Here is a 19,087-nt window from a genome sequence, read left to right as displayed (position 1 = left end):
CAACGGTGTGTGCAACGGTGCTATTTTTCGTCGATGAACGTGATTGAAAACCTGCATTCCACCGGCACCGCAGACGAAACGGTCGAGATGCGCAACACATCGCACGGCACCTTGGACTGATAGGTGGCCGAGTACCAGCCGAGCGGCGGGTTTTCAGCGCCGCTCACCAGCTCCAGGTGCAGATCTTCGCCGCTGGCCTGCATCTGCAGCACGAAGCGGCGGCCACGCACGGCCAGGCCGTTGCTGGTCAGGCGCACGTCGAGCCCGGGCGCGAAATGCCAGAACAACTCGACCTTGTGCGGCTTCCTGCCGGATACCTCGTCGCGCACGGTCAGCGTGTTGCTGGCGCTTTCGAAGCGGACACTGCGCACATGACGCACCGGATCGGGCAGGCGCGCGTAGCCATCGTGCGAACCGCGGAAGTCGAACTCGTGGGGCGAGGCCGGCATGCGCTCGATGCTGGCAACGGCCTTGCGCAGCCACATGAACCGGCCACCCGGGACCGACTGGTCGACGCCATCGATGCGCACCGTGTTGTGGCTGGACGTGCCGCGGAAGTAATCCCGCCATTTGTCATCCTGGCCATACGAATAGGTGCCAGGATCGACCAGGCAAGGTTCACCCGCCACCGACAGCGCGAGCGCCAGTGCATCGGCGTGGCCGTGGGCAGCCGTGCCCAGGTAGCCCAGCGGTCCGCAGTCGAGCAAGCCCTTGATCTCGTCCGCCTCGCCAAAATGGTTGCCGAACAGCAGGTAGCCGCCGTCGGGAAACGCCCAGCCCGTATCAACCTCGTGCGGGTCGCAATCGGGCCGCCCGCCCGGCAGCGTGTGCAGCAGCCAGCGCACGCCGGGATGACTGTCGGCATGGCCGCCGAACACGGTGTCGCCCAGCGCCAGCAATTGCGCGGCGCGGTCCATGCCCGACGCGTCCAGGCGGAATACGCAGCCGTCATCGGCGTCGCCCACGGTCGGCACATTGCCACCGACATCGCGTACCGAGCGTAAAAAGCGCAGCGCGCGCTGCAGGCTGCCCCAGTACGCGCGCGAAAACGGTCGCAGGCTGTGGCCGCCGGTCTGCGCCAGCAAGCCCGCCACGAACAGGAATTCGCACACCAGCAAGTGGTAGCCGAAGGCTTGTTCGCGGTTGACGCCATCGCGTGAAAATTGCGCCTGGGCTTCGACTTCCAGCTCGTTCTGCGCCAGCGCCTGCCAATCGCGCGACTCCTTCCAGCACGGCCAGGTGACGGCGCCCATGTACAGGCCGGCCAGCTCGCCAATCAGGTGGTTGTTGGCCAGTGAATGGCGCGACAGATGGCGCGCGATCGTGCGGCAGTGCGCGTGGATGCTGCCGAGCCAGTCGGCGCGCAGGCGCTGTCCGTCGTCGCCCTCGAACAGTGCGCTGCGCTCGCCCCCGATCAATTGCCAGATCAGGCTCCAGTTGATGAGCCGGATGCCCAGTTCCCTCGAACTGGTCCAGTTGGGACCGGTCAGCGGCGGACATTGCTCGAGCCAGCTGCGCAGGTTCTGGCCGATTGCATCCATCCAGCGCGCATCGCGCGTCAGCGCCCAGGCCTGCGCCAGTCGCACGAGGTGCAGGTGGCGGTTCAATTCCCAGACATGCTTGATGTCCCCGACCAGCTCGCGATCGGTGATGGCGATGTCGCCACGGTACACGGCCGGCGCGGTCACGCCGGTATCGGGATCGCGGTTCCATGCGGTGGGCACGCCAACGTCGAAGCGACCATCGGCAAACAGCACGACGTGGCCTGCACAGATGCGTTCGGCGTCCAGCAGCAGTGCCTCGACCTCGCGCGGATCGAGTTCCGGCGCGCCGCGCACGCCCAGCGTCAGCGCCGGCACGGACGGGGGCGCTGCACGAGACTGCACCAGCTGCGCACGGCCCGCCATGCTGCGTCCCAGCCGGATCGCGGTCGCCTGCTGCACCCGGTACCCCATCTCGGCCACCGACATGCAGCGCAAGCGGTTCACCAGCCATACCATGTTTGCTCCGTTCATCACGCTTCCTTCATGCAACACTCCATCTGTTTAACCGGTTGCCCTTCCCCGCCAGGCGTGCGTAAAGCGCAGCGCCGGCGGATGTCTCGCTGGTCGAGCGTGGCGGGCGACCAGCGCCGGCGTGTTCCCGCGGGCGGGAGTTACCGGCACCTTGTCGAGGGGGCTTGCAGCGCGGCACGCGGTCTGGTGTGGCTTGCCACGCTGAACCGACGGCAGCGCGATGGAACCGACGGCAACCGGCCTGGCAATCGCAGGACCATCTCGTCCGCGCACTTGGTAAAGGCACAATTTTTCCGATCATACATTTTCCCGTGTCGGACGCCACGCACGATTCACGATGCGTGCGGCGTCATGCAGACCCGCGATTTCCGGGCTGTGCAGTCGCTTCGACACACCCGGTCGACGCCACGCTGACGATAGCGCGCCGTGGCTGCGACGGGCCTGGTGAGTACCTTCCGGATGGCTAAGGCGATCGCTTCGGGACGCCGCAAACACGTATCCGATCGCGGTAAGCCGGGTCGTACGGCGCATGGGCGGTTAGTTTGCAACAAGAATATGGCCGGTGCAATAACGGGTCAATGGTACGACCTATGATGTCGGCGTGCCTGTCGGCGAGGCCGCATGCCGGCTGGCGCAGCGCGCGTGCCAACGCGGCGTGATCATTCAACGCTGCGCTTGCCGGGCGCACGGATGAACGCGAGAATCACCAGGCCGAACAGTGCGCTGAGCACGGCCGTCCCTTCGCGCCCCATGCCGGCGGCAACCCCGATCGCAGCGGTCATCCAGACACTGGCAGCCGTGGTCAATCCCTTGACGTCGTTATTGTCGCGCTGCTTGAGGATGGCGCCGGCGCCCAGGAAGCCGATACCGGCCGTGACGCCTTGCAGGACACGGGACAAGTCCTGGATTGTCATCCCCGCCTGCAAAGGAATCAGCACGAACAGCGCCGAGCCAACCGACACGAGCATGTGGGTGCGCAGGCCAGCCGAGGCGCCTTTCGTTTCGCGTTCATAACCAAGCAAGCCGCCCAGGACGGACGCCACCAGCAGACGCACGACGATCACCGTCACATCCTCGGCGTCGCCCAGATCGGAAAATTCACGTTGAATCGTCTGCAAGCTTTCTGTCCACCACACGCGCATGCCCCCCATCCTTGATCACATTTATCAAGGAAATGATGCCATCCATGCAAGAAGGGTGTCGCCACGCTCGCCCGTGGGCATTGTCATCGATGCGAGATGACGCGATTGAGAGTTGGCAAGGCTGCATCAAGTCATACAAGCCGCCGGCATCGCCTGCCAGCCGCCGCTGGTCAGAACCAGCTTTCGCGCACGACGATCACGTCATCGATCTGGACCATATCGCTGCCCCGCACGTCCAGCGAGACGGACTGTCCACTGGCATCCTTGCGCGTGATGCGGATGCCGTTGTTGCTGCCGCGCGGACTCAGGCCACCGCCAGCCGACAACGCCTGCTGGACCGTCATGCCACGTTCGAGCCGGAATGGTCCCGGGCGACTGACTTCGCCGGTGATATACGCACGCGGCGCCCGTTCGACAAAGATGATGTCGCCGCCGGCCACTTCGACGTCCCGGTCGAGTTCGCCCTTGCGCACCATGTCGACCACATCGATGGTCTCGCGCATGGTCTTGCCGTCGCGCGTGCGCACGAGGCTGATCATGTCGCCACCCTCGCTATGGATGCCGCCGGCCAGCGCCAGCATGTCGAGCACGCGGCGGCGGCCTTCCACCGGATAGCGGCCGGGCCGGTTCACGTGGCCCAGCACCGAAATCTGCTGGCTCGCCATGGTCGTCACCAGCATATTGACCTGGGCATGCTTGAGGTAGCCGCTTTTCTCCAACAGCCCCGCGATGGTGTTCTCGGCTGCCGCCACCGGCATGCCGCCGACGGCCACCTGCCCTAGCAACGGGAATGTGAGGTGGCCGCTTTCGCTGACGCGGGTTTCGAGTGACAGGTCGGGACTGCCATATACTGACAGCTTGACCACGTCGCCCGGCCCCAGCAGCACCTCGGCCGCGCCAGCCATGCCCATGCCCAATATCAATGCCAGGCCTGCGATCCATATGACGACACGCTTCATGATGCCTCCATCCGCATTGGTGATCGTTGCAGGGTGCCTGCGCCTGGCCGGAAGCGGCAGCACCCGTCCCGGAAAAAATCTGCCTGACATGTCATTCGACGCGGCTGCAACCCATCGGTTCCGTCGAAAAGCGGCGCAACCGATTGAGCTGGCGCAAGCGCAACCGATGTGCGTCGTGCGCGCAAAAACACCTGGCCGTCAACGCGCCGGTCAGAACAGCACGTTGGCGGTAACCTCCACCACATTGGCATCGAACTTGCCCGTGCCGAGCCGCGCCGCCGCACTGCGGGCCTGGTGGACAACCCCGGCAACCACCTTCACCTTCGGCCTGACCTGCCACACGGCGCGCATGCTGGCCGAGCGCAGTGCGTCGCGCAGTGCATCGGCGCCGGTGAAGTCGCCCCGCCCCGTGGAGCGACGCCGCTCGTAGAGCGCGCTAACCTCGACGGCCACCCTGGCGCTGGCAGCCCAGTTGACACCGATGCTTGCACCCTGGTTGAGCGTGTAACTGATGAACGGGCTTTCGATCGGTGCGAAGTCGCGCCACACGCCCGCCTGGTAACTGACCGGGCCGCGGGGCGTGAAGACCACGTCGACGCGGCCGTTCACGCCGCTCGTGGCACCCGCGCCGTACGACGGCTGCGCGCGCCGCACGTAACCGGCCAGGCCCTGCACCGTGGTCGAGCCCGTGGCGAGCCAGTGCACGCGCAGCTTGAGTTCGTTCTGGGTGAAATCGTCGTTCAGGCCCGTCGCGATGGACGCACGCCGGAACGGATAGCTGCCCTTGATGCGGCGCGCGACCACGCCCAGCGCACTGCCGCCCCTCGGCTGGTACAACAGCTCGGTTTCAAACGTGGTTTCGGTGCGGTTGTTGAAGCGCTGGATCGCCAGGTCGTAGCTGGCCTTGTCGCGCACGGCCCCGACGCGCACTTTCCAGCTTGGGTGCAGCTTCCAGCCGGCATCGGCTTCCTGGCGGCGCTGCTGGCGCAGGTTGCGCTGGTCGCTGTTGAAGTCGGTGTAGGGGGCCAGCGTCTCGAGATACAGCCCCGCCAGATGGCCGTCGAACCTGTCGCCGATTTCCCAGAACCACGTGGCTTGCAGGTTGCGCCCGGTGTAGTCGAGCTGCCTGAATCGATCGAACGCGGTCTTCGAGACCCTGGCCGTGGCCGCGATGCGCTGCCGGCTGATCTGTTTGGCGAGCACCACACCCGCCTCGAACGTGCGGTAGCTGTCGCTGCGCCCGTTACCGAAGGCAGACACGCCACCGGCCTGGCGCAGGAGATTGTCGTCATGGGCCCAGCCGATGCCGGCGAGCAGTTGCACGCCTTCAGAGGATGCGGTGGACGCTGCGGCTGCAGGAAAGCAATACAGCGCACCGGCGCAGAACGCGACCGGCGAAAGGCGATGCAACGCTGGAGAGGCTGGCATGGTCGTCGTCTTCCACGGGTCGTGCTACCGGAGGAATCACCAGAATTGCCAGCCCCCTGTGTAGACGACCCAGACGCCCAGCAACCCATTCGTGACAGCGTGGGCCAGAATGGGCGACCACAGGTTGCGATGCCGCATATACAACACGCCATACGCCACGCCAGCGACAATACCGGCCAGCCACAGCGTGTGTTCAAAGCCAAACAGCACGCATGGAATCACGAATGCCTTGAATCCGATACGCGCCGGATCAACGAGCCGGAAGTTGGCGTGTTCGACCCACCGCATCAGGAACGAGCGCCAGAACAATTCTTCCATGACGGGCACGACCAGCGCCGCGCCGGCGATACGCAGTGTCACCATCAGCCAGTCGATCTCGCCACCGGTGCGCGGATCGTAGCCGGGCGTGCTGCCGAGCGTCATCCATGGCACGGTCAGATTGACCCACAGCACCAGCACGATCACGCCGACGACCATGGCAACGAGCGTGTGCGAGAGGCGCAGGCTGAACCGGTGCAACTCGTCGTACTGGCGCCAGAACACGGCCAGCAGCGCCAGCACGGCGCCGGCCTGCACCGGATACAGCCAGCGCAGGTCGGCGCGGCTCATGCCCATGCGTTCGAGCAGGTCGCCAATCACGATGAACAGGATGTAGGTGCCGAATGGCAGGATCCGCGCCCAGGCGGCGCGGGTCAGGAAAGGTGCATCGGCCACCGGCGCAGCAGACGCGGGGCCATCTGGCCGGGCGGTGCGCGACTCGTCGTCCATCATGAAAAGTCGCTCCGCCCGGCCATTGCCCGTCCCTGTTGCTTACACGCCGCGCGAGCGCGCTTCGATCGTTTCCCAGCGCTCGAGCGCATCGAGGAGCAAGTCTTCGATTTCGGCAAAGCGCGCATTGATGCGCTTGGCGTCGGCCGGATTCTGCTTGTAGAAGTCCGGACCGTTGAGCTGCGCCGTGATGGCCGACTGTTCGTCTTCCAGCGTCGCGATCAGCTTCGGCAGTTCTTCCAGCTCGCGCTGTTCCTTGTAGCTCAGCTTGACCTTCTTGGCAGCCGGGGCTGCCGTGTCGTCCGCTTTTGGCGCGCTGGCCTTGACCGGCGCCTGGACCACCGGCGTGGCCGCCTTGACGCGTTCCCAATCGGTATAACCACCGACGAATTCGCGCCACTTGCCCGCGCCTTCGGCCACGATCACCTGCGTGACGACGTTGTCGAGGAAGGTGCGGTCGTGGCTGACCAGGAACACGGTACCCGTGTATTCCTCGAGCAGCTCTTCGAGCAGCTCGAGTGTGTCGATGTCCAGATCGTTGGTCGGCTCATCGAGCACGAGGCAGTTGGCCGGCTTGGCGAACAGGCGCGCCAGCAGCAGGCGGTTACGCTCGCCACCGGAGAGCGACTTGACCGGCGAACGTGCGCGTTCCGGCGAGAACAGGAAGTCGTTCAGGTACGTCATCACGTGGCGGCGCTGGCCATTGATCTCGACCCAGTCGCTGCCCGGTGCAATGGTGTCGGCCAGGCTGGCTTCTTCATTGAGCTGGGTGCGCATCTGGTCGAAGTACGCGACGTTCAGCTTGGTACCCAGACGGACCTTGCCGCTGTCGGCCGTCTCTTCGCCCAGGATGATCTTGAGCAGCGTCGTCTTGCCGGCGCCGTTCGGTCCGATCAGGCCGACCTTGTCGCCGCGCATCAGCGTGCCGGTGAAGTTGTCGACGATGACCTTGTCACCGTACATCTTGGAGATGTTCTCGAGATCGGCAACGATCTTGCCCGAGCGCTCGCCCGTGGCGACGTCCAGCTTGATCTGGCCCTGCTGGTCGCGACGCACCGCGCGCTGCGAACGCAGTGCTTCCAGGCGGCGCACACGGCCTTCGTCGCGGGTGCGGCGTGCCTGCACGCCCTTGCGGATCCACACTTCTTCTTGCGCCAGGAACTTGTCGAACTTGGCGTTTTCGACTTCTTCATTGGCCAGCAGTTCTTGCTTGCGCGCCTGGTAGGTCGTGAAGTTGCCCGGGAACGACAGCAGACGGCCGCGGTCGAGTTCAATGATGCGCGTGGCAACGTTGTCCAGGAAGCTACGATCGTGGGTGATGAACAGGACCGAGCCACGGAATTCGCGCAGCAGGCTTTCCAGCCACTTGATCGACGTGAAGTCCAGGTGGTTGGTCGGCTCATCGAGCAGCAGCACGTCCGGCGCCGACACCAGCGCCACGGCCAGCGCCACGCGCTTCTGCATACCGCCCGAGAGCGTGCCCATCAGCGCGTCGCCCGACAGGTTCAGGCGATCGAGCGTGGTCTCGACCTTGTGCGCCAGGTTCCAGCCGTCGTTTGCGTCGAGTTTGGTCTGGATCACATGCATGCGCTCCATCAGCGCGTCGTCGTCGCCCTGGCCGAACTTGCCGGTCAGCTCTTCGTATTCGGTCAGCATCGCCTGCTGGTCACCCATGCCGCCGGCGACGACGGCAAACACCGTCATGCTCAGGTCAAACACCGGTTCCTGTTCAACATAGGCGATGGACACGCCCTGCTGCATGACCAGCAAGCCATCGTCCAGGCGCGAGCGGCCCGAGATGACTTTCAGGAGCGAGGATTTGCCGGTGCCGTTGCGGCCGATGAGGCCGACGCGTTCGCCGGTCTCTAGGGAAAAATCAGCGTGATCGAGCAGCGGCACGTGGCCGAAAGCAAGTTGAGCGGAACTAATGGAGATGACAGCCATGATCGGTATGCGTTTCGTCGCGCGAGGAAAATTCAGGCGCGGGGGAAAAGGTGCGTTGATTGATTAAGGGGCACATTGTACCGACTGCCGGGCATGAACCTGCATTTCTATTTCGATCCCGGCTATAATTGCAACCGGTTCACGGTACCAGCCCGCCCTGCGGGGCCTGCCCGCCGGACTGCAGGCTTGCCCTGCTTCGCGCCGTCAGCACCTGGCGGCGCGGGCGTCCTCCCCGTAGCACAATGGATAGTGCACATGCCTCCTAAGCGTGGGATACTGGTTCGATTCCAGTCGGGGGGACCAGCTACACCCCGTCATCCACGCGCAAACTGCGCTTCATGGTCGACAACAGCGCGATCATCGTCGCCTTGTCTTCTGCCGCCACATCAGCCAGCATTTCCTCGATCCAGCGCTCGTGCACTGCCGCCATTTCGTCGAACGCTGCGCGCCCCGCTGGCGTCAGCTTGACGGCCGATGCACGCCGGTCGTTCACATCCTGCACCCGCACCACGAGCTGCTCGCGTTCGAGCTGGTCGGTGATCCCCGTGATATTGCCACCCGTGACCATCATGCGCTTGGACAGTTCGCCCATGCGCAAGCCGTCCGGATGCCGCTGGAGCTGCGCCATCAGGTCAAAGCGCGGCAGCGTGATGTCGAACGTCGTGCGCAGGCGGCTGCGGATCTCGTTTTCGATGCGCGTCGTGCACGACAGCATGCGCAGCCACAGGCGCAGCGATTGGTGATGTTCGTCCGTCAGGCGGCTTTCCATGTCCAGCTCGGCTGCCCCGCCCATTGCTGGGTCTTGTTCACGTCCATCCACTTCCTGCATGCTGTCCTCAATCTGCGTTCGTGCGTAATTTAAAGCGTTGTAGTTTACCGGTTTCGGTGCGAGGTAGTTTTTCCTTGAACAAAATGGCCCTGGGGTACTTGTACGGCGCGATCTGCGCCTTCACGAATTCCTGCAGTTCGCAGGCCAGACCCGCCGACCCTGCCTGCCCTGCGCGCAGCACGACGTGGGCCTCGACCACCTGCCCGCGCTCGGGGTCGAGCCGCCCCACGACGGCGCACTCGGCCACGGCCGGATGGTGCAGCAGCGCTTCTTCGACTTCAGCGCCGGCGATGTTGTAGCCGGCCGAGATGATCATGTCGTCGGTGCGCGAGCGGTAGTAGAAATAGCCGTCGGCATCCATTTCATAGGCGTCGCCCGTGATGTTCCAGCCACCCTGCACGTAATCACCCTGACGCTCGTCGTCCAGGTAGCGGCAGCCGGTCGGGCCTTTCACGGCCAGGCGCCCGATCACGCCCGGGCCGACAGGTACGCCGTCGGCATCGAGGATGCAGGCCTGGTAGCCCGGCACCGGCTTGCCGGTCGCGCCCGGCCGGATGGCTGCGCCCGCGCTGGCGATGAAAATGTGCAGCAATTCGGTCGCGCCGATCCCGTCGATCATCGCCAGCCCGGTGGCCGCCTGCCAGGCCGCGCGCGTGGCCAGCGGCAGCGGCTCGCCGGCCGAGACGCTGGCGCGCAGGCTGGTCAGGTCAGAACAAGCCGCCTGCGCCGCCATCAGGCGGTAGAAGGTCGGCGCCGTGAAGCATACGGTGGCGCGGTAGTCGGCGATGGCCGCCAGCAGCGCCTCGGGACTCAGGCGTTCGAGCAGCACACCGGCGCCGCCCACGCGCAGCGGGAAAAGCAGCAGGCCACCCAGCCCGAACGTGAACGCCAGCGGCGGCGTGCCGATGAAGATATCGTCCGCGCGCGCACCGAGCGTATGGCGCGGGAAGCAGTCGCACACGGCCAGCACGTCGCGATGAAAGTGCATCGTCCCTTTGGGGATGCCGGTGGTACCGGACGTGAAGCTGATCAGGCAGACGTCGTCGCGCGCGGTGTCGGCCGCGACGAACGGGGCGTCGTGGCGCGCCATGCGTTCTTCGAGCGCATCGGGTGCATCTGGCGCATCCGGCACCAACTCGCCGAACACCAGCACCGGCACGCGCAGGCCCAGTGCCTCGACGGCCTCCATCAGGCCAGCGGCGCACAGCACCGCGTTGATGCGCGCCTTGTCGGCGATGGCGCCCAGCTCGCGTGCGCGCAGCAGCGGCATGGTCGGCAGCACGATGCAGCCGGCCTTGATCACGCCCAGGATACAGGCCGCCATCATCGGACAATTCGCGCCGCGCACTAGCACGCGGCTGCCGGTGGCCAGGCCAAGATCGTCGCGCAGCACGTGGGCGATGCGATCGACCTGCGCCAGCAGGCCGGCATAGGTCAGGCGCTCGCGCGCGCCGATCAGCGCCGTGCGCGCGCCCCAGCCGCGCGTGATGGCGTCGTCGAGCAGCACGCTCGCGCAGTTCAGGCGCGGCGGATACTGCAGTTCGGGCAGGTCGAACAGGAAGTCGGGCCAGGCATCCGGCGGCGGCAGGTGCGTACGCGCGAAGCCGTCCGTGTGGCCGGACGGGGACAGCGCGGCACTGGTGACGTCGTTCATGGCGTGATCCCGGCTAACAATGAAGCAGTCGACCGGCAGCGCCGGTCAGGCAACACCTGCGGGATACTGTAAGTCCAAAGCACACCGCCAGCAAGGAAATTTGTTCGGCAGACAGGCCATCGGCATCACGCACGCGCGGCGCGCCCGATCTGGCGCATCACCGCAGCCTGTGCCTGCGCCAGGCCTGCCGCCAGCGGTGCCCGGTCGAGTGCTGCGGCGGCGCCATGCAGGCCGAGCATGCTGCAGCCGTCGCGCAGGCGCGCGAGCTGCTGCGCGCCCTCGGCGCCTTCGGCCAACCCGCCCTGCGCGGCCTGCAACTGGCGCGCCAGGCCATCGAGATACAGGCGCAGGCGATCGGTGTCGATGCCCAGCCGGCGCACCACGGCGTCAGGTGCTTCGTCGATGGCGTCGTTCGCGTCGGTTGACGCAAACAGCCGCTCGAACTGGGCGCGCACGTCCTCGTGGCGAAACGGCTTGACGATGTAGCCGCTGGCACCGGCCAATGCTGCTTCATCCATCGTGCTGCTGTCGGACGCCGCAGAAACCAGCACGAACGGCAGCGCCGCCAGCAGCGGGGTCTGGCGCACGCGCTGCAGCAGTTCGAGCCCGGACAGATGCGGCATGCGCAGGTCGCAGAACACGATATCGGGCCGCAGGCCGGCTTCCAGCTGGCGCCAGGCATCGGCGCCGTCTTCGGCTTCGACGATCGCATGGCTGCCGCAGCTGTCCACCAGATGCATCAGCATCATGCGCGCCACCACATCGTCGTCCACCACCAGCACGTTCATCCCGTCTCCACCAGAATCCTCAGTCACTTCATTATAAGCAGGTGTCAGGACGGCTCGCCCGTTTCAAACGTATCGAGGACCGCGGCCAGCAGCGGCAAGCCGGCGCGCAGGCGGTCGGCGTCGTGGCTGTCGGCGGCCGCTTCCAGCTCGCCGCACAGTGCTTCCAGCGCCGGTTCGGCCAGATAGGTAGCGCTGCCGCGCAGCCCGTGCAGGATCAGACCGGCGGCATCGAAGTCGTCGCTGGCCAGTGCGGCGTCCAGTTCGGCGCGCCGGCGCGGCAGGTCGTTGCAGAATGCGGCGCGCAGGCGCAGCCCAAGGTTGTCGGCCGGTGCGGCGGGCGGCGCCGCTGGTGCCTCCACGCCGAACAGCGCATCGAGCGCACCCGGCGCAAGGGCGGCCGGCGCAGGGGCCGGCGCCACCGCAACCACCAGCCCGTCCTCCATCAGCGGCAACGGGAAACCGCGCTGCAACTGGCGTTCGATCGCGCGCGCCAGTTGCAGGTGCAGCGCCGCGTCGTCGATCGGCTTGGTCAGGAACGCGTCCATCCCGCACGCCAGGTAGCGCGCGCGGTCTTCGCCGCTGGCGTTGGCGGTGAGCGCCACGATCATCACGTGCTGGTCGAGCACCGGCGCGTCTGACGGACCGCCGGCGCGGATCAGGCGCGTGGCGCTGGCCCCGTCCATCTCCGGCATGCGGCCATCCATCAGCACCAGGTCGTAGCGCTTGCGGGCGCACGCCGCCACCGCTTCGACGCCGTTGCCGACGATGTCGATCGCATGGCCCATCTCTTCGACCATCAGGCGTGCGATGACCTGGTTGGTCGGGAAATCCTCGGCGCACAGGATCGCCAGCCGGTGGCTGTGCGGCGCGCGCGTCACGTGCGGGGCGTGCGCAGGCGCGACGCCATCGCGCAGCGGCAGCAGCACGGAGAACACGCTGCCCTCGCCTTCGACGCTGTTCACGCCAATGGTCCCGCCCATCAGCTCGACCAGCTGGCGGCAGATCGCCAGGCCCAGGCCCGTACCGCCGTAGCGGCGCGTGGTGGTGGTGTCGGCCTGCTCGAATTTCTGGAACAGGCGCGGCACGGCCGCAGCCGGGATGCCGATGCCGGTATCGCGCACCGTGAAGCGGATCATGTGCTGTTCGCCCGCCCCGTGCTGGTCGCTCGGCCGGCATTCGACATGGATCGTCACACCGCCCGCTTTGGTGAACTTGAAGGCATTGCCGACCAGGTTGACCAGCACCTGGCGCACGCGGGTCGGGTCGCCCACCAGATAGCGCGGCACGTTGTCATCGACCAGCACCGAAAACGCCAGGTCCATTCCCGCCGCCTGTTCATCGAACAGGCTGGCCACGTTGCGCATCTTGGCATGCAGGTCGAAGTCGATCCGCTCCACGGTCAGCTTGCCGGCCTCGATCTTGGAAAAGTCGAGCAGGTCGTTGATGATCGACAGCAGGGCCTGCGCATTGGCCTGGCCGCGCAGGATCTGCTCGCGCGTCGTCTCGCGCAGCGCCAGGTCGCGCAGCGCGAAGCCCAGCATGCCGATCACGCCGGCCAGCGGCGTGCGCATCTCGTGGCTCATATTGGCCAGGAATTCCGACTTCTGGCGCGTCGCATCCTCGGCGCGCTCCTTGGCCTGGCGCAGCACTTCCTCGTTGTCCTGCAAGGCGCGATAGGCGCGCGCCAGCTCGTTGCTCTGGTGGCGGCCGCGCCGCTCCTGCTCGCGCAGTTCCTCGGTCTGGAGTTCGAGCATGCGGTTCTGCTGCTCGACCTGCTCGGTGCGCGCGCTGACCTGGTGCTCGAGGCGCTCCTTCTGGTGGCGCAGGCTGGCGAAGCGGATGCGCATGCCCAGGTAGATCGCGCCGCAGGTCAGGATGATCATGCCGATCCGGAACCAGGCGGTGCCCCACGGCGGCGGCTCGATCGTGATCGCCAGTGCGGCCACGTCCTCGCTCCAGACATCGTCCTTGTTGGCCGCGCGCACCCGGAACACATACGTGCCCGGATCGAGATTGGTGTAGGTGGCAAAGCGCTTGTCGGCGCCGGCATTGACCCAGCCCGCATCGAATCCGTCGAGACGGTAGGCGAAGCGGTTGCGCTCGGGCGCAGCGAAATGCAGCGCCGCGAATTCGACCGTGATCACGGGGGCATCCGATGGCAGCGTGATGCTGCTGGCATGTTCGATCGGTCCCGCCAACAGGCCCGGGAAGACCTGCTCGACCGGCCGGTTGAACACCTGCAGCCCGGTGATCGTCGGGCGCGGCGGGATGCGGTTGTCGTGGATCGCACGGGGATCGAACGCGGTCAGGCCATTGAAGCCGCCGAAATACAGCGTGCCATCGGTCGTCCTGAGCGCCGCCGTATCGAAGAACGCGCCTTCGCTGATGCCGTCGGCCGCCGTGTAGCTGCGCCAGCGCCCGCTGGCCGGATCGAAGCTCGAGATGCCGCTCGACGTGCTGGCCCAGATGCGCCCGTCCGCATCTTCCAGGATGGCCGACACGGCGTCGTCGACCAGGCCGTCGCGGGTGGAGTAGCGCGTGAAGCTCAGGGAGCCATCCGGGCCAGTGGTCATGCGGTTCAGGCCCACGCCGGTGCCGATCCAGATGTCGCCGCGGCTGTCTTCGAACAGCGACTGCACTTCGTTGTGGCTGATGCTGTTCGGGTCGAACGGATCATGGCGGAAGTGGCGGAAACGCCCGCTGGCGCGGTCCAGCAGTTCCAGACCCGAGACCGTGCCGACCCAGAAGCGCCCGTGGCGGTCTTCCAGCAGCGGCCGCACCGAGTCATCCGTCAGGCTGGTCGAGCGGGCCGGATCATGCCGCAGGCTCGTCACCGCGCGCGTACCGGCCGCCATCCGGTGCATCCCGCCGCGCGTCCCGATCCAGATGACATCATCGCGATCGACCAGCATCGAGCGCACCTGGTTGGCGTCGGCGTCGCCCGGCAGCACCTGACGATTGAAGCGCCGCGTCGCCGGATCGAAACGCGTGATGCCCGAGCGGCTGCCGATCCACAAGAGGCCGGCGCGATCGCGTACGATGGCCGCTGCCGGCACGTCGATCAGGCTGTTGGGATTGTCCTTCTGGTGCCGGTACACGTCGGCCTTGCCGGTGGCGGGATCGAACCGGTGCAGCGCGGTGGACGAACCGAGCCACAGATGGTCGCCGTCCTGCAGCAACGCGCGGATCTTGTTGTCGGCCAGCGAATGGGCGTCATCGGGGCGGCCCACGATGCGGGCAAAGCCACCACCGCCCAGATCGACGCGCGAGACCCCGCCATACCAGGTGCCGGCCCAGAACGTCCCCACGTTGTCGCGGTACAGCGCCGACACAAAATTGTCGCCCAGGCTGTGGCGATCGGCGATCGCATGGCGAAAGACATCGAAGCGCTCTCCCCTGGCGCGCCAGCGGTACATGCCGTCGTCGTGCGTGCCCACCCACACCGTGCCATCGGCATCCTGGTGCAGCGCGGTGATCCATGCGTTGCCAACGCCGTCACCGGCCCCGAAGCGGCGCAAGGCGCCCTTGCCCGGCCCCCCCGCACCGTACCGCTCGAGCCCGCCGTAGCGGCCCACCCACAGCCGCTGCTGGCTGTCGACCAACAGCGCATGCACCGGCACGGCGCGCTCCGTCAGGTCCGACGCATGGTGCTCGATGCGCCGGCGGTCCGCGCTCAGACTGTCCAGGCCTGCCGCACTGCCGATCCACAGGCGCCCGTCACCGCCCAGCGCCAGCGCCTGGATACCGTCGGCGCGCAGTGTGCGCGGATCGCCCTGGACGTGGTGCCAGACCGTGAATTTGCCGGTGTCGATGTCGAAATGCTGGAGGCCGTCGGCGGTACCGATCCACAGGCCGTCCTGGCCATCGCTGATCATCGTCTTGATCTGGCGGTTGCCGGTGCCGCGCCGCGCCGGTTCGTTCGGCGCATGCAGCGTGAAGCTGCGGGTGGCCGGATCGTAGCGATTCAGCCCGCCGTCGGTGCCCAGCCACATGGTCCCGTGCCGGTCGAGCAGCATCGCGCGCACCGAGTTGCTGGCCAGGCTGCGCGGGTTGCCGATCTCGCTGCGGTAATTGACGAACCGGTAACCGTCGTAGCGCGACAGGCCGGACTGCGTGCCGAACCACATGAAACCATCCCCGTCCTGCAGGATCGACAGCACCGACTCCTGCGCCAGGCCCTGCTGCACCGACAGGTGTTCGAAACGCAGGGTCGGCTCGGGCGCCGCCGCGCGCCCGGGCGCTGCGCAGAGCGTGGTCAGCGCCAGCAGCGCCAGGAGCAGGAACGCGCGCACCATCGTCACGCCGCGAAAAAGGCCAGCACGTCACCGCGCCGTGCCAGCGTATCGCGCTCGCCAAGGCGAATCAGCTCGCGCGTGTAACCGGCTTCGAACAGCAGATAGGATGCCAGCGCAGCGCCGCGCGACTCGAGTGCGCCGAGCGTGCCGAGCAGCGTGCGCACCGGCGCCGGCAAGCTCGATGTATGGCGCGCGGCGATGTCGTCCAGCCGTTCGGAAGGCGAAATCATCAACAGTTTCACCTCGCGCAGCGGCATCTGCGCGCGGGTCTCTGGCGGGATGCGCGCCAGTGTGTCGTTCACACGTTCGAGGCGCTCGACGTCGGCCGCCAGGCTGTCGAGAAAGATCGACGACAGCGCATGGCCCGCCACCTGCGCGAGACTCGGATAACCGCCCTGGCCAGGATCGCCCGGGCGCGGGTCGGTCACGCGCCCGGCGCCCACGACCAGCACACGCGTGGCGCCCAGGTGGATTGCCGGCGCAATCGGCGCCGACTGGCGCATCGAACCATCGCCGCAGAATTCACGGTGTCCCGCCAGGTACAGCGGCACGGCCGGGAACACGAACGGGATGGCGCTCGACGCCAGCAGGTGCTCGACGCCGATCTGCGTGGCCAGCGCCACGCGCCCGTGACGCACCCACGGTTCGACCCGGGCCGCGCTCTGGTAGAACGTCAGGTGATGGCCGCTGCTGTAGGACGAGGCCGTGATTGCCAGCGCATGCAGCGTGCCGTCGGCCAGATTGGCGTCCAAGCGCGGCAGGTCGAGCACGCGGTGCAAGAGCCCGGCCAGCGGCGTGTTGTCGAGCAGGGACGTGGGCGGCGCCGCGCGCCACTGGCGCAGCAGCCAGCCGAACGAGAGCAGCGAAAGCCAGCGCGCGCCCGAGCGCAGCACGGACAGCGAATCGGCCCGGTACACGGCGGGCACCTGGATGTTTTCCCACACGGCCAGCAAGCCACGCACGCTGCTGGCGAAGTTGTCGGCGCGGCAGGCCAGCGCGACCGCATTCAGGGCGCCGGCCGAGGTGCCGCACAGAATATCGAACGGCATCTTCCCGGGTGGATGACCGGCATCCTGAAGAATCCGCGCGATGGCGTGCAGAACGCCGGCCTGGTAGGCGGCGCGCGCTCCTCCTCCCGTCAGGATCAGTCCGGTTTTCTGTTTGTTCTCCACGCCAGCAGGTTAGCAAATTCTGCTTGTCTTGAGGCAAATAAGGGATGGGAATGGCAAGAAATTGTCACTGATTGTCGCTTGTATGCCCACTTGCTCCGAATGGTCGACGCTGCCTGCGTAGTCTTGTGACACGCCAAAAACCGCTTTGCCGAACGCGCCAGACGCCAGGCCTGACGCCTGCCGGCCCATCCGGGCCGGCTTTCATTCCAGAGATACGTCAATCGCCCCTGGCGACACCTTCCCGGCGCGGATCCGCGCCGCCAAACCACATTGGCACACCCTTCACCATCACGCGCTCGATGCCGTGCAGCCCCGACGTCTGTTCACTGATCCGGATCGCGTGACCCCGCGCGCGCAGCACGTCAATGGTCGCATCAGGGAAGCGGCCACGTTCCAGCTCGGTCGGGCCATTGCGGCTGCCGAAGTTCGGCAGCGCGATCGCCTGCTGCACGTTCAGGTCCCAGTCGAGCGTGCCCACCAGCACCTTGGCCACGTAGTTGATGATGGCCGGACCGCCGGGCGAGCCGATGGCGAGCACCAGCTTGCCGCTGGCGCGGTCGAACACGATCGTCGGCGACATCGCGCTGCGTGGGCGCTTGTTGGCTTCGACGCGGTTGGCCACCGGTCTGTCCGCGTCGCGCGCGCTGAACGAGAAGTCGGTCAGCTGGTTATTCAGCATGAAGCCGTCGACCATCTGGCGCGAGCCGAACGCATCTTCGATCGTCGTCGTCATGGCCAGGCCGGCGCCATTGCCGTCCACGACCGAGACGTGCGAGGTCGACGGCGTCTCGATCGCGTTATCGGTGCCCCAGGCCACGTTCATCCCCGGCGGCGTGCCCGCTTTGGCCTCGCCCATCGAGCGCGCGCCCACCATCCCGGCGCGCGCCGTCAGGTAGCCCTTGTCGATCAGGCTCGGGATGCCACGGCCCGGCAGCGGCACGAAATCAGCGTCGGCGGCGTAGCGGTTGCGGTCGGCGTAGGCCAGGCGCCCCACTTCCGAGAACACGTGCACGGCGTCTGCGCCCGGCACGCCGTCCTTCGGCGCGAGCGCCTTCATGTCGAAGGTTTCGAACATGCCCAGCATCTGGGCGACGGCGATCCCGCCCGACGATGGTGGCGGCATGCCGCACACGGTGTAGGCGCGGTAGTCGCTGCAGACGGGCGTACGGACCTTGGGCCGGTAGTCGGCAATGTCCCTGGCTGTCAGCAGGCCCGGATTGGTCGGGTGCGCAGCCACCTTGGCCGCGATATCGCGCGCGAAGCGGCCCGTGTAGAACACGTCGGCGCCGCCGGCAGCGATCTCGCGCAGCGTGGCGGCCAGCGCCGGGTTCTTCAGCACGTGGCCGACCGGCCACGGCTTGCCGGCAGCGTCATAAAAGTAGGCAGCAGCGACCGGGTCCTTGATCAGGAAGGTCTCGCCAGCGAGCATCTTGTGCATGCGCGGGCTGACCTTGAAGCCTCCCTCGGACAGGCGGATCGCCGGTGCGAACAGTGCCTTCCACGGCAGCTTGCCGTGCTGGCGATGTGCGAGTTCGAGCATGCGCAGCACGCCGGGCGCGCCGACCGAGCGACCGCCGACCACGCCTTCGGTGCGCGACAGCGGCGTGCCGTCGGGCCGTTCGAACAGGTGCTCGTCGGCTTTGCTTGGCGCCGTTTCGCGGCCGTCGAACGCCTGGGTTTGCTTGCCGTCGTAGTGGACCATGAAGGCGCCGCCGCCGATGCCCGACGATTGGGGCTCGACCAGCGTCAGCACCAGTTGCGTGGCAATCGCCGCATCGATGGCAGCCCCGCCCTGGCGCAGGATCTGGTAGCCGGCCTCGACCGCCAGCGGATTGGCGGCGGTGACCATGTATTTCTTGGCCTGCCAGCCATTTTTCTCGGTGTAGCCGGTCGCCGCTTCGGGCGCGGCCTGCAGTGAATCCTGGGCCCAGAGGGGCGTCGTCGTCGCGCCGGCGAATGCCAGGGCGAGCGCAAGCTTGCTGAGTGTGTTCAAACGGTTCTCCAAAATAGCAAACGGGCGCGTGACCATAGGCCAGGCGCCCGACATCGAAGACATGCTACAGCATCTTCGAAATGCTTTCAGGACACGTCCC

12 protein-coding genes and 1 tRNA gene are annotated in these 19,087 nt (G+C 66.7%); 1 reads left to right on the top strand and 12 read right to left on the bottom strand.

Features of this window, described 5'->3' with window-relative positions:
* Window positions 1–20 precede the first annotated feature (20 nt).
* The 6 genes from AC56LN_RS16905 to AC56LN_RS16880 all read right to left on the bottom strand — a co-directional run bounded on the left by AC56LN_RS16905 (window position 21) and on the right by AC56LN_RS16880 (window position 8,256).
* A complete protein-coding gene (locus tag AC56LN_RS16905; RefSeq protein WP_499573445.1) occupies window positions 21–2,015 on the bottom strand; it encodes a heparinase II/III family protein in 1,995 nt (664 codons plus the stop codon).
* A 659-nt stretch (window positions 2,016–2,674) separates the two neighbouring features.
* Window positions 2,675–3,157, bottom strand: coding sequence for an MgtC/SapB family protein (locus AC56LN_RS16900; protein WP_499573444.1), 483 nt, complete (start codon window positions 3,155–3,157; stop codon window positions 2,675–2,677).
* A 170-nt stretch (window positions 3,158–3,327) separates the two neighbouring features.
* The gene (gene epsE / locus AC56LN_RS16895) at window positions 3,328–4,116 is read right to left on the bottom strand and encodes a polysaccharide export protein EpsE (protein ID WP_499573442.1); all 789 of its coding nucleotides are present in this window, start codon (window positions 4,114–4,116) and stop codon (window positions 3,328–3,330) included.
* Window positions 4,117–4,326: 210 nt separating this feature from the next.
* Complete coding sequence (epsL, locus tag AC56LN_RS16890; RefSeq protein ID WP_499573440.1) at window positions 4,327–5,544, bottom strand: XrtB/PEP-CTERM-associated polysaccharide biosynthesis outer membrane protein EpsL; 1,218 nt, start codon at window positions 5,542–5,544, stop codon at window positions 4,327–4,329.
* A 36-nt stretch (window positions 5,545–5,580) separates the two neighbouring features.
* Window positions 5,581–6,315 carry a CAAX prenyl protease-related protein gene (locus AC56LN_RS16885; RefSeq protein WP_499573438.1) on the bottom strand — a complete coding sequence of 245 codons (735 nt, stop codon included), beginning with the start codon at window positions 6,313–6,315 and terminating at the stop codon, window positions 5,581–5,583.
* Between the two features lie 39 nt (window positions 6,316–6,354).
* The gene (locus AC56LN_RS16880) at window positions 6,355–8,256 is read right to left on the bottom strand and encodes an ATP-binding cassette domain-containing protein (RefSeq protein ID WP_499573436.1); all 1,902 of its coding nucleotides are present in this window, start codon (window positions 8,254–8,256) and stop codon (window positions 6,355–6,357) included.
* A gap of 228 nt (window positions 8,257–8,484) precedes the next feature.
* Between AC56LN_RS16880 and AC56LN_RS16875 the strand changes: the two genes are divergently transcribed.
* Window positions 8,485–8,559: transfer RNA gene (locus AC56LN_RS16875), tRNA-Arg, on the top strand.
* Window position 8,560: 1 nt separating this feature from the next.
* Here the strand turns inward: AC56LN_RS16875 and AC56LN_RS16870 are convergent.
* From AC56LN_RS16870 to ggt, 6 genes are all read right to left on the bottom strand, one after another.
* Window positions 8,561–9,085 carry a MarR family winged helix-turn-helix transcriptional regulator gene (locus tag AC56LN_RS16870; protein WP_332533409.1) on the bottom strand — a complete coding sequence of 175 codons (525 nt, stop codon included), beginning with the start codon at window positions 9,083–9,085 and terminating at the stop codon, window positions 8,561–8,563.
* Between the two features lie 7 nt (window positions 9,086–9,092).
* Window positions 9,093–10,739 carry an AMP-binding protein gene (locus tag AC56LN_RS16865; RefSeq protein WP_499573433.1) on the bottom strand — a complete coding sequence of 549 codons (1,647 nt, stop codon included), beginning with the start codon at window positions 10,737–10,739 and terminating at the stop codon, window positions 9,093–9,095.
* A gap of 125 nt (window positions 10,740–10,864) precedes the next feature.
* Window positions 10,865–11,527 (bottom strand): response regulator, encoded by a 663-nt coding sequence (locus AC56LN_RS16860; RefSeq protein ID WP_499573431.1) that lies wholly within the window; start codon window positions 11,525–11,527, stop codon window positions 10,865–10,867.
* A 44-nt stretch (window positions 11,528–11,571) separates the two neighbouring features.
* The gene (locus tag AC56LN_RS16855) at window positions 11,572–15,822 is read right to left on the bottom strand and encodes a hybrid sensor histidine kinase/response regulator (RefSeq protein WP_499573429.1); all 4,251 of its coding nucleotides are present in this window, start codon (window positions 15,820–15,822) and stop codon (window positions 11,572–11,574) included.
* Window positions 15,823–15,824: 2 nt separating this feature from the next.
* Window positions 15,825–16,994 carry a patatin-like phospholipase family protein gene (locus tag AC56LN_RS16850; protein ID WP_499573427.1) on the bottom strand — a complete coding sequence of 390 codons (1,170 nt, stop codon included), beginning with the start codon at window positions 16,992–16,994 and terminating at the stop codon, window positions 15,825–15,827.
* 217 nt (window positions 16,995–17,211) lie between these two features.
* Window positions 17,212–19,023 (bottom strand): gamma-glutamyltransferase, encoded by a 1,812-nt coding sequence (gene ggt / locus AC56LN_RS16845; protein WP_499573958.1) that lies wholly within the window; start codon window positions 19,021–19,023, stop codon window positions 17,212–17,214.
* Window positions 19,024–19,087 lie beyond the last annotated feature (64 nt).

The organism is Telluria sp. ZT3P26 (genome assembly GCF_059686035.1).
This window is presented reverse-complemented; position numbering and strand designations above follow the sequence as displayed.